We start from the raw sequence: 11,171 nt of genomic DNA, 5'->3' as shown, positions 1-11,171 counted from the left end.
CGTGCGGAATCGCGCATCTGTTCGTGCCGGGATACGGGTGTTCTCGCGTTCAATCGCGTCGGGGTTTTCGCCTTTCTGGCGGGCTTCGAGGATACGGGCCAGCGGGCGCAGCGGGGTGCGGATCATTCCGGGGCCTCCATCGTGGATACGTCTACGCCGTCGGTGATTTCGAACAGCGGCAGATCGGGCAGCGGTGGAAAGGTGACCTGATCGATCTGTCCGAACTGATCGGGCAGCAAGGGCAGCAGGCCAAGGCGTTCAAAGTTCAGCTCGGCCAGATCCCGCAGGCGGTCAGGACGATTCAGATAAGCCCATTCGGCGCGCAAGACGGCCAGACGGCTGTGGGCAATGCGGATTTCCGCGCGCAGGTCGTCGGTATCGCTAAGCGCTTGCTGGGTGGCGTAATTTTCGCGGTAGGCCCAAAAGGCCAGACCGATGACCGACAGGGTTGTAAGGATGTAAAGCACGGCTCTCATGAGATGAATCCTTTGACCATCGGCATTCCGATGGATTTCGCGTCCACTGCGCCTGCGGGGGCATCGGTGCGGATTGCAACGCGCAGCTTGGCGGACCGGCTGCGCGGGTTTTCTTCGAGTTCCTGCGCGTCGGGCCCGATGGCCTTGCGCTTCTTGACGATGAATTGCGGTGGTTCGCTTTCCATTTCGGGCGCAAAGCGGTTGGCATTGCCCCCGGCACCCGCCCGCGCGGTAAGGAACCGTTTGACCATGCGATCCTCGACCGAATGAAAGGTCACGACGGCCAGTTGCCCGCCCGGTTTCAGCGCGCGTTCAGCGGCCATCAGCCCCTCGAACAGTTCGCCATATTCGTTGTTCACCGCGATGCGCAGCGCCTGAAAGCTGCGGGTGGCAGGATGCGACTGTCCGGGCTTGGAACGGGGCAAGCAGCTTTCCACAAGCCGCGCAAGCTCCAACGTGGTTGTGATCGGGGCCTCTTCGCGCTGACGCACGATTGCCTTGGCGATGCGCCGGCTGGCGCGTTCTTCCCCGAATTGGAACAAAATGTTGGCGATGATTTCTTCTTCGGCCTCGTTGACGATATCGGCGGCTGACGGGCCTTCCTGGCTCATCCGCATGTCCAAAGGCCCGTCGCGCATGAAGGAAAATCCGCGTTCGGCCAGATCAAGCTGCATCGACGATACGCCCAGATCAAGGACGACCCCGTCAAGGTTCTGCGCATATTCGTCCATCCTGGAGAATACGCCTTGCTGCATGATGAGCCTGTCACCGTATTCACCCGCCCAGCTTGCTGCCATCTCGAAGGCCAGCGGGTCGCGGTCGACGGCGATCACCTGATCGGCCCCGGCGTCCAGCAGCCCGCGGGTATAGCCGCCCGCGCCAAATGTCCCGTCCAGCCAGCGCCCGTAAACCGGTGCGACGGCCGCCAACAGGGGGCGCAACAGGACCGGTGTATGAGGGGCTGAGGGGGTGTCAGAGGCAGCGGTCATTTCGCTTATGCCCCCGGCTTGCCGTCCAGGAATGCCATCGGATCGAAGTCTTCTGGCAAGTCATCCAGCCATTCCTCTTCGCGGGCTTTTTCCTCGGTCTCATAGGTTTCGGGCTTCCAGATCTGGAACGTATCACCGGCAGCGATAAAGAATGCCTCGCCTTCCAGATCAATCTTGTTGCGCAGCTTGGCGGGCAGCACAAGACGGCCTGTTTCATCGACGGATGTGGGAAAGGACTGACCGTGGAACAACCGTTGCAGCATCTTGCGTTCCATTGACCCACGCGGCAGCGCGTCGATCTTGTCGTCGACCTCTTCGATCGCCTGCATGGTATAGCATTCAAGAAAGCTGCGGCGGCTGTCGCCATAGACGATGACCAGTTCGGGCGTGCCGCCGTTCTGCCAATTCGGATCACCGGCTTCCAACACACGACGAAAAGAGGCTGGGATAGACACCCGCCCCTTCGCATCGACCTTGTGTTGGCTTTCGCCTCTGAACCTGCGGCTCACGTGTCTGTCCCTGCCTGTGACGCATATCGCGCCTGAAATTCATGTCCCCGGTGGTGCCCGACGTTTGATGTAAAAACGGCGGGTTGATCTGCTGCCACTGATCAACCCGCCGCTTGTCCCGCTTTGCGGGGAAGTCCGACTGCACGCGCCACCTGGGGGGATGTCTGCTCGCTCGCGCGCCGGATCTCTTGGTCTGATGAAAGCGAGGTGCCTGTATGAACCTGCTAGAGTTTTATTTGGTCGTTGGGGTCGTTTGGTGCCCCGTGTCTCGTTCTCATCCGATGCACTAGGGATGCCACGGGAATTCATGGGCGTCCACAAATTTCTTTGCGAAATAATACTGTATATTGTTTTACACAGGGACACAGACCCAGATGTTGAGTTAATTTCTAGGCCATTTTTAGCCTATCGTGGAAAAATTACGCCCCTCAGCACAACATATAGTGGTCGAATTTGGCGTCGCATTTTTCCCACGATTTCCCATAAAATTCTGCCCACCGACTTATCCACAACCCATGTTCGCGCCTTGTTCCACAAATCCGCTGCCATGTTCAACAAAAATCAAGGGGAACGATCAAAAAGTGATTCGGATTTGGCGAATTTTGGCTCAACCCGGCCCGGCCCGGCCCATGGTTTCCCATGCCGCGTCCCACGAAATCCCGTAAACGGGGCAACTGGTGCCATCGCGCCGGCCAAATACATGCAAACCGGCCACCTGCCCCTTCTGTCCGCATCGGCAGGTTCTGGCCGCGCACAACCCAAAGCACCGCTGACACCTTTCAAGCCACCAAAAGGCGAGCGCAATCAGACAGGTTGGTTTGCTTCTTGGGCCAATGGGACTACACTTGTGCCTACATATAAAAAGAAGAGGACAGTTTATGACAGATGTTTCGGCGCCTGGGGTACCGACCCCGGATGGCGCGTCTGATGTGATCGATACCGATTACACCATCGGACAAGACAATAAAGAAGGCCAGCTTGGACCGTTCGGTTTCGATATCCACAATCCGGTCTTCCAGATTTCAGGGATCAGCATCGTTGCGTTCGTTTTCTACACGCTGGCGCTGCCTGAACAATCCGGCGCAATTTTCAGCTGGCTGTTTTCCTCCGTCACCACGGGGTTTGACTGGTTCTTCATCGGGGCCGCCAATATCTTTGTCATCTTTTGCCTGTTGCTGATCGTCACGCCGCTCGGGAATGTCCGGCTGGGCGGGGCTGAAGCAAAGGCCGACTACAATTACCTTGGCTGGTTTTCGATGCTGTTTGCCGCCGGTATGGGCATCGGCCTGATGTTCTATGGCGTCTCGGAACCGCTTTCGCATTTCTCAAGCTCCCTTGGTGGTGCTGCGGTTGGCGAAGACGGGTTGCGCACCGATTGGGCACCTTTGGGTGCAGCAGCGGGCGATCAGGCCGAGGCGATCCGGCTGGGCATGGCGGCAACGATCTTTCACTGGGGCCTGCACCCTTGGGCGATCTACGCTGTCGTCGGCCTGTCGCTGGCACTGTTCAGCTATAACAAAGGCCTGCCACTTACGATCCGGTCCGCATTCTACCCGATCCTCGGGGAACGCGTCTGGGGCTGGCCCGGTCACGTCATCGACATTCTTGCGGTGTTTGCGACACTTTTCGGCCTGGCGACATCGCTCGGCTTTGGTGCCAGTCAGGCAAATGCGGGTCTGAACGAACTGTTCGGCGTACCGCTAAGCGAGACAACGCAGGTCTTGCTGATCACAGGGATCACGGCAGTCGCCTTGGTATCCGTGCTGCGCGGCCTTGATGGCGGCGTTAAGATCTTGTCGGAACTCAACATGGGTCTGGCGTTCCTGCTGTTGATCTTTGTGCTTCTGGTCGGCCCGACGTTGATTATCCTGACGACATTCGGATCATCGCTGCTGGCCTATCTTGAATACCTGCCCGCGCTTTCAAATCCGGTCGGACGCGAAGACGTTAACTTCAGCCAGGGCTGGACGTCGTTTTACTGGGCGTGGTGGATCAGCTGGTCACCTTTCGTCGGTATGTTCATTGCCCGCGTCAGCCGGGGCCGCACCGTGCGTGAGTTCATCACCTGCGTTCTGCTGATCCCCAGCCTTGTCTGCGTCCTGTGGATGAGCGTCTTTGGTGGCGTGGCGATCCAGCAAGTCGTGCAAGACGGCTATACCGCAGCGCAAGAAGCCGAATTGCCGCGTCAGCTGTTCGCAATGCTGAACGGCTTGCCTTTGGCTGGCATCACGTCGCTGATCGGCATCGTGCTGGTCATCGTGTTCTTCGTGACCTCGTCGGATTCCGGTTCGCTGGTCATCGACACGATCACGGCGGGCGGCAAGGTCGATGCGCCTGCCCCGCAGCGCGTGTTCTGGTGCGTCTTCGAAGGTGCCGTGGCGATCGTTCTCCTGCTGTCCGCAGGTGGGCTTAAATCGCTGCAATCGATGGTCATCTCGACCGGATTGCCCTTCACCATCGTGCTTTTGGTGATGTGTTATGCCGTCTTCAAGGGGTTGCTTGCGGAGCGGGCAAACACCTGAAGCGCCTGACACGGCCTAACTAAAAATGCGCCCCGCGGGTTTTCTTCCGCGGGGCGCATTGCGTTTAGAGACCTAAGTTATCGCAGATCATGGTGGCGGTACTGCAGGCGGCTGGCGCTTATGCCATGCCACCTTTGATCAACCCTTCGGCGATGCGCGCATAGGCCTGCGCCATCGGCCCATCGCCCGCCGCGATCGGCGTGCCGCCATCGCCGGCCAGCCGGGTGTCCAGATCAATCGGCAGGCTGCCCAACAATGGCACACCGATTTTCTCCGCCTCGGCGGCAACCCCGCCGTGGCCGAATATCTGATGCTCCGACCCGCAGTCGGGGCAAACGAACATGGACATGTTTTCGATCAAGCCCAGCACGGGCGTTTTAAGCGTGTTGAACATATCCAGCGCCTTGCGCGCATCAATCAACGCAACGTCCTGCGGTGTGGACACGACAATGGCCCCCGACAGTTCGGACTTGGTACAAAGCGTCAATTGCACGTCGCCCGTGCCCGGCGGCAGATCGACCAGCAGCACGTCCAGTTCCCCCCACTCCACCTGCCCCAACATCTGTTGCAGCGCGCCCATCAACATCGGACCGCGCCAGACAACGGCCTTGCCTTCCTCCATCATGAAGCCGATCGACATCATCGTGACGCCATGGGCCTTCAGCGGAATGATCGTCTTGCCGTCAGGGGATGCAGGGCGTTTGTTGACCCCCATCATGCGCGGCTGACTGGGGCCGTAGATATCGGCATCCAGCAGACCGACCTTGCGCCCTGCGCGCGCCAGCGCCACCGCAAGGTTCGAGCTGACCGTTGATTTGCCCACGCCACCCTTGCCCGATCCGATGGCAAGGATGCGCTGCACACCTTTGGGCTTGGTCGGCCCGTCCTGGGGCTTGGGGTGGCCGCCGATCTTGAGGCTGGGGGCCGCAGGTTTCGGGGCGGGGCCATGCGCAGTCAGCGCGACAGTCACCGTTGTGACACCTTCCAATGCCTTGACCACCTGCTCGGCCGCGTCTCGCAGCGGGGCCATCTGTGCCGCCACCTGCGCGTTTGGGGCTTCGATCACGAAGCGCACTGTTTCACCGTCAATTGTTAGCGCTCGAATCAAATCATGGGCAAGGATGGATTTCCCATCCGGCAACAGCACCCGATCAAGGGCGGCTTGGACGTCGGCTTTGGTGATCGGCATACTCTATTCCTTCTTGATATGCGCTTTGACATGGCAGTTTTCGCGAAAACCACAAGTGGAGGTCAAAACTTCGCCCACAGATCGGTCAAGGCGCAGATTTTCCGCCTAATTATTAGCCAAATCCCATATGTTTGCGCTGCATGGCAGCAATGCAAAACTAGGGAATTGTGCACATGCAGCAAATAGGTCAGAAAGGTTTCAGGAAAGCGCAAGTCGCTTCCAACAGAAAGACCAGGCGCATCCATCCTCCTCCCGGATGTTTCTGTTTTAGGCGATGGCACCCTCCTCCTCCCTGGTGTCATCGCCATTTTTTTGTCCAATATATTTAAGACGTTACGTCAACTTGGCCCATGCATTTGCTGCATAGCAGCATTGCTGACATGTCTATTGTGCAGGCGCAGCATTTTCCTACATATTGATCACAACAAGAACGCAGACGAAATTAAACGAGGTGCTGAAATGGCATATGTAAACGTAACCAACGCCCCTTCGATCGCAGACCGCTTCAACGCTTTGCTGTCGGCCATCGCGACACGCCGCACACAGCGCCGCGTTTACCGCGCCACCTTCAACGAGCTCAGCGCACTGTCCACACGCGAATTGAACGACCTTGGCATCGGCCGGTCACAAATCCGCGGCATTGCACTGGAAACAGGCCGCAACGCTGCCTAAATGAATTGAGATCGGGCACACGCACCCTCCCTGTTGTGTGTCTGTAGAAGGCCATAGGTTTCCTCCTCCTCCCTGAAACCTGCGGCTTTCATAAACGTCTCCTTCCCCTTTCCTCCCGATTGGATTGGAGACGTCGAAAAAGACGGCGGTGCTTTCCTCCCAAAGCACCGCCGTTCTTTTGTTCGGGGGCTGGCATCATTGGTATTTCTAATGACCGGCATCATAAAAACTCCACAGCGCCTCAAGGTTATGTCAACATGTTACGGTCAGATTGAACGTACCATGTCTGAGGAGTATTTTGTTTGCGGCTGATCATATTTTGCCTGCTGGCTTTGTCAGCGGGGTCGGCGTGGGCCGATGGATACTGGGAATACGGATCTTGGCGCGTCACCGTGCAGGAAATTGATACCGGCGAGGATCTGCGCCGCACCTGCAGCGCTGTGACCGGGGGCGACGGAGCGCCAAGCGCGGTGAGTTCCATGAGCAATGGCGATGCTGGACCGCCAGATTACTTTCCCGTCGTTTTGATCCGCGAACAGGCTATCCGCCATCACCAAACCGTGCTGCAAGACGGGCAACCCGTTTACATCCGTTTCGACGACGAGGATGTGATGGACGGCGTGGTCGAGGGCTTTGTCGATGATGAAGGTTTCGCCAATGCTGAAATCGCCTTTGACCATCCCCAAAGCCAATGGGTTCTTCGGGCAATGCGCAAGAACGGTCAGTTTGATGTGGTCGTTAACGGCGAGGTGTTTATGTATGTATTCCTTGATGGTTTCACAGCGGCATACCTGAAGATGGCCGAGGAATGCGGGTTCACCGGCGCGGGAGTCATTGATTGACGATTTAGGTGCTCCACACCATCCGCAGACCACTACGCCTCTTAATTTGCTGTAGTGATGTTTGGCTGCCGTGTTTTTCCCGAGATCAGGCGACATCGAAGTGCGTGCTGGGTTAAGGGCTGCGCGGTAAAATGCGGCCCCCCTGACCTAGAACGGGACGTCGTCCGACCCCGTCAAGAATCGGGAAACCACCTTTTTGGTACCGGCCTTCTCAAAGGCGACCTCAAGCTTGTCACCTTCGATTCCGATCACGTCGCCGTAGCCAAATTTCTGATGAAACACCCTTTCGCCCATCGTAAAGCTGCTGACGGCAGTCATGTCGATGGTCATATTGCGGGCCTCGGACGGTTGCCCCATGCCCCGATCATTGCTGCGCGATTGCAGACGCCGCCAACCGGGAGAATTGTAGACATTTGCCTCGGCGGCTTTCTCGTGCAGGTTTGATTTCGGCATCGCAGCGCCAAAACTTCCGCCGAAAAGGCCGGGCGGGGTCAGTACGTCCACATGACCCTCGGGCAATTCATCGATAAACCGCGACGGCATCGCGTTTTGCCATTGCCCGAACACCCGCCTGTTCGCAGCGAATGAAATGGTGCAAATCTGCTCGGCGCGGGTGATTCCCACATATGCCAGACGGCGCTCTTCCTCGAGGCCCTTTAGCCCCGATTCGTCCATGCTACGTTGCGACGGAAACAGCCCATCTTCCCAGCCCGGCAGGAACACGGTCGGAAATTCCAGACCTTTGGCGGCGTGCAGCGTCATGATTGACACTTTTGCCCCGCCCTCATCGCTTTCATTGTCCATGATCAGGCTGACATGTTCCAGAAACCCTTGCAGATTCTCGAACTGTTCCAAGGCCTTGACCAATTCCTTGAGGTTCTCGAGCCGCCCCGGAGCCTCGGGCGTCTTGTCATTCTGCCAGTGGCCCGTATAGCCGCTTTCATCCAGAATGATCTGTGCGAGTTCCACATGCGAAAGCTCGGGCGGGCCATATTCATAGCGCGTGGTTGGCGCACTGTCGTCAATCACGCTGTCATCATCAATCTCGACCCTCAGACGTGGCCCGCGCATCATCTGCCCCCAGCGTTCGATCCCGTCGATCAACAGCCGCAGTTGCGCCGCGCCCTTGCCACCGATCCCGCCATTGGCCAGCAAAATCCGCGCGCCCTCGACAAGGTTCACGCCATTCTCTCGGGCGGTTTTCTGTATATTCTGCTGCGCCTTGTCGCCCAACCCGCGTTTGGGCGTGTTCACGATCCGCTCAAAGGCTAGATCATCGTCGGGCGATGTCACGACCCGGAAATAGGCCATCGCATCCCTGATCTCGAGCCGCTCGTAGAATCGCGGCCCGCCAATCACGCGGTAGGGCAGACCGATAGTCAGAAACCGGTCCTCGAACGCGCGCATCTGGTGCGAGGCACGGACAAGGATCGCCATGTCATCCAAGGAAAATTTCGGCAGATCGCGGGTGCCGCGCTGCATCGATTCGATCTCGTCCCCGATCCAGCGGGCTTCTTCCTCGCCATCCCAATGGCCGATCAGCCGGACCTTCTCGCCCTCTCGCGCTTCAGTCCAGAGCGTCTTGCCCAAACGTCCCTGGTTGCCTGCAATCACGCCCGATGCGGCGGCCAGAATATGCGGCGTGGACCGGTAATTCTGTTCCAGGCGCACCACATGGGATCCGGGAAAATCTGTTTCAAAACGCAGGATATTGCCCACTTCGGCCCCACGCCAGCCATAGATCGACTGGTCGTCATCGCCCACGCAACAGATGTTCTTGTGCCCTGACGCCAGCAACCGAAGCCACAAATATTGTGCGACGTTGGTGTCCTGGTATTCATCCACAAGGATGAACTTGAACCAGCGCTGATACTGTTTCAGCAGATCATCGTGGGTTTGGAAAATCGTGACCATATGCAACAGCAGATCGCCGAAATCGCAGGCGTTCAGCTCTTTCAGGCGCGCTTGGTACTGTTTGTAAATCTCGGGTCCACGGTGGTTATAATGACCCGCATCAGCGCTTGGCAGCTTGTCCGGTGTCAGCGCTCGGTTTTTCCAGCCGTCGATGATGCCCGCCAACATCCGAGCGGGCCAGCGTTTGTCGTCAATCCCCTCGGCCTTGATCAACTGTTTAAGCAGGCGGAGCTGGTCGTCCGTATCAAGAATCGTAAAGTTCGATTTCAGCCCGACCAGTTCTGCGTGCCGACGCAACAGCTTGACGCAGATCGCGTGGAATGTGCCCAGCCACGGCATGCCTTCGATGCTTTGCCCCAGCATTCCGCCGACACGGTTTTTCATCTCGCGCGCGGCCTTGTTGGTAAAGGTCACCGCCAGAATCTCGTTCGGACGCGCGCGGCCTGTGTTCATCAAGTGCACAATGCGCGCAGTCAGCGCCTTGGTCTTGCCGGTGCCGGCCCCGGCGAGCATCAGCACGGGCCCGTCCATCTGCTCAACCGCGGCGCGCTGCGCAGGGTTCAACCCGTCCAGATATGGCTGAGGCCGCGCAGCCATCGCACGTGCCGATAAAGATGCGCCCTCAAAGGCGTCCATTTCGTCAAAATCATTCATGGAACACAATCTAGCCCGCACAAGCCCCGAATGAAAGGGACGTTCTTAAAATGTTCCAAGCCCCAAGGCGCAAAAATACGGTCGAATCCCCTGAATTCTGGTGCCACCCTTGAAAGGGACACGGTTCGGGCAAGAATGTGCCGGGTTACGACGCGCTTTTGCTCAAATCGGACAAGCTGATGCTGGACAATGCCAAGGGTGCCTGACCAAATGCGCATATGGATTTGCACGCACGCTACCCCGCCCTCTCAGATCTTCGCCAGCGCGCGAAACAGCGCTTGCCGAAATTCGTCTGGGATTATCTGGACAGCGCAACCGGAGGGGCCGCGACCAAACGCCTGAACCGTGCGGCCCTGGACCGGATCGGCTTCATGCCGTCGATCCTGCACGGTGAATTCGTGCCTGATCTCTCGACCGAACTGTTCGGCCATCGGTTTCCTCTGCCCTTCGGCATCGCCCCCGTCGGCATGTCGGGCCTGATCTGGCCTGACGCCGAGGCTCATCTGGCCCGCACGGCCGCGCGCGTCGGCCTGCCCTACAGCTTGTCCACCGTCGCCAGCCAAAACCCCGAGGACCTCTCCCCCCACTTGGGCGAAAACGCATGGTTTCAGCTTTACCCGCCCCGCGACCCTGAAATCCGCACCGATATGCTTAACCGCGCCAGGGGTGCAGGGTTCAAGGGGCTGATCCTCACCGTAGATGTGCCAGTCGCCAGCCGCCGCGAGCGTCTGACACGCTCGGGGCTGACCAACCCGCCACGCCTGACCCCGCGCCTGATGGCGCAGGTGGCGCGCAGGCCCGCGTGGGCAATGGGCATGGCGCGCCGGGGCATGCCCAACATGCGCATGCTGGACAAGTACAAGGACACCACCGCCAAGGGGCTGTCGTCCACCGCCCATGTCGGGTATCTTTTGCGCACATCGCCGGATTGGGACTATGTAAAATGGTTGCGCGACGCATGGGATGGCCCTTTCCTGATCAAAGGGGTGCTGCGCCCAGATGACGCAACGCAGCTGGAACAGATCGGGGCAGATGCGATCTGGGTTTCGAACCACGCGGGCCGGCAATTCGATGCGGCCCCTGCCACCATAGACATGCTGCCCGGCATCCGCGCCGCCACCGGCCTGCCGGTCATTTTCGACAGCGGCATTGAAAACGGGATCGATATCCTGCGCGCCTTGGCCCTTGGTGCGGATTTTGTCATGCTGGGCCAGGCGTTCCACCTCGCCCTCGCAGCACTTGGCCCGAAAGGCATCGACCACCTGATCGATATTCTTGCCAAGGACCTGACCGCCAACATGGGCCAACTGGGCGCAAGAACCCTGCGCGACCTGCCGCCCACGCTGCCTCTGAACGCGTTCCCTGCCTTTCCAAATGGAAAAAAATCCCCCCCGGAGGGATAAA

9 protein-coding genes are annotated in these 11,171 nt (G+C 58.6%); 4 read left to right on the top strand and 5 right to left on the bottom strand.

Annotation, left to right across the window (positions count from 1 at the left end; genetic code table 11):
- Positions 1-122: 122 nt before the first annotated feature.
- From ftsL to mraZ, 3 genes are read right to left on the bottom strand one after another with little or no spacing between them, the layout of a single operon-like run.
- Positions 123-476: a cell division protein FtsL gene (gene ftsL, locus RGAI101_RS00610; RefSeq protein WP_037226996.1), complete on the bottom strand. Its 354-nt coding sequence runs from the start codon at positions 474-476 to the stop codon at positions 123-125.
- Entirely contained in the window at positions 473-1,465 is a 993-nt protein-coding gene (gene rsmH / locus RGAI101_RS00605) for a 16S rRNA (cytosine(1402)-N(4))-methyltransferase RsmH (RefSeq protein WP_008226791.1), read from the bottom strand. Before rsmH ends, ftsL begins: the two co-directional genes overlap by 4 nt.
- A gap of 5 nt (positions 1,466-1,470) precedes the next feature.
- Positions 1,471-1,974, bottom strand: a complete 504-nt coding sequence (gene mraZ, locus RGAI101_RS00600) for a division/cell wall cluster transcriptional repressor MraZ (RefSeq protein ID WP_083791986.1) — start codon at positions 1,972-1,974, stop codon at positions 1,471-1,473.
- 878 nt (positions 1,975-2,852) lie between these two features.
- On the opposite strand from mraZ, the gene RGAI101_RS00595 reads away from it, so the two are divergent.
- Positions 2,853-4,496: a BCCT family transporter gene (locus RGAI101_RS00595; RefSeq protein ID WP_037226993.1), complete on the top strand. Its 1,644-nt coding sequence runs from the start codon at positions 2,853-2,855 to the stop codon at positions 4,494-4,496.
- A gap of 118 nt (positions 4,497-4,614) precedes the next feature.
- Here the strand turns inward: RGAI101_RS00595 and RGAI101_RS00590 are convergent, their stop codons facing one another.
- Positions 4,615-5,685 carry an Mrp/NBP35 family ATP-binding protein gene (locus tag RGAI101_RS00590; RefSeq protein WP_008226491.1) on the bottom strand — a complete coding sequence of 357 codons (1,071 nt, stop codon included), beginning with the start codon at positions 5,683-5,685 and terminating at the stop codon, positions 4,615-4,617.
- 459 nt (positions 5,686-6,144) lie between these two features.
- Here RGAI101_RS00590 and RGAI101_RS00585 point away from each other — a divergent pair, with 459 nt between their 5' ends.
- Together RGAI101_RS00585 and RGAI101_RS00580 are read left to right on the top strand one after the other, a co-directional pair.
- The gene (locus RGAI101_RS00585) at positions 6,145-6,357 is read left to right on the top strand and encodes a DUF1127 domain-containing protein (RefSeq protein ID WP_008228148.1); all 213 of its coding nucleotides are present in this window, start codon (positions 6,145-6,147) and stop codon (positions 6,355-6,357) included.
- Between the two features lie 302 nt (positions 6,358-6,659).
- Positions 6,660-7,199, top strand: a complete 540-nt coding sequence (locus tag RGAI101_RS00580) for a hypothetical protein (protein WP_008227225.1) — start codon at positions 6,660-6,662, stop codon at positions 7,197-7,199.
- A gap of 147 nt (positions 7,200-7,346) precedes the next feature.
- Here RGAI101_RS00580 and RGAI101_RS00575 read toward each other — a convergent pair whose 3' ends face one another.
- Positions 7,347-9,767: an ATP-dependent helicase gene (locus RGAI101_RS00575; protein WP_008229439.1), complete on the bottom strand. Its 2,421-nt coding sequence runs from the start codon at positions 9,765-9,767 to the stop codon at positions 7,347-7,349.
- A 218-nt stretch (positions 9,768-9,985) separates the two neighbouring features.
- Between RGAI101_RS00575 and RGAI101_RS00570 the strand changes: the two genes are divergently transcribed.
- Positions 9,986-11,170: an alpha-hydroxy acid oxidase gene (locus RGAI101_RS00570; RefSeq protein WP_008228677.1), complete on the top strand. Its 1,185-nt coding sequence runs from the start codon at positions 9,986-9,988 to the stop codon at positions 11,168-11,170.
- The last annotated feature ends 1 nt before the right edge of the window (position 11,171 follow it).

Source organism: Roseobacter sp. GAI101, assembly GCF_000156335.1.
Lineage (GTDB): Bacteria > Pseudomonadota > Alphaproteobacteria > Rhodobacterales > Rhodobacteraceae > Sulfitobacter.
This window is presented reverse-complemented; position numbering and strand designations above follow the sequence as displayed.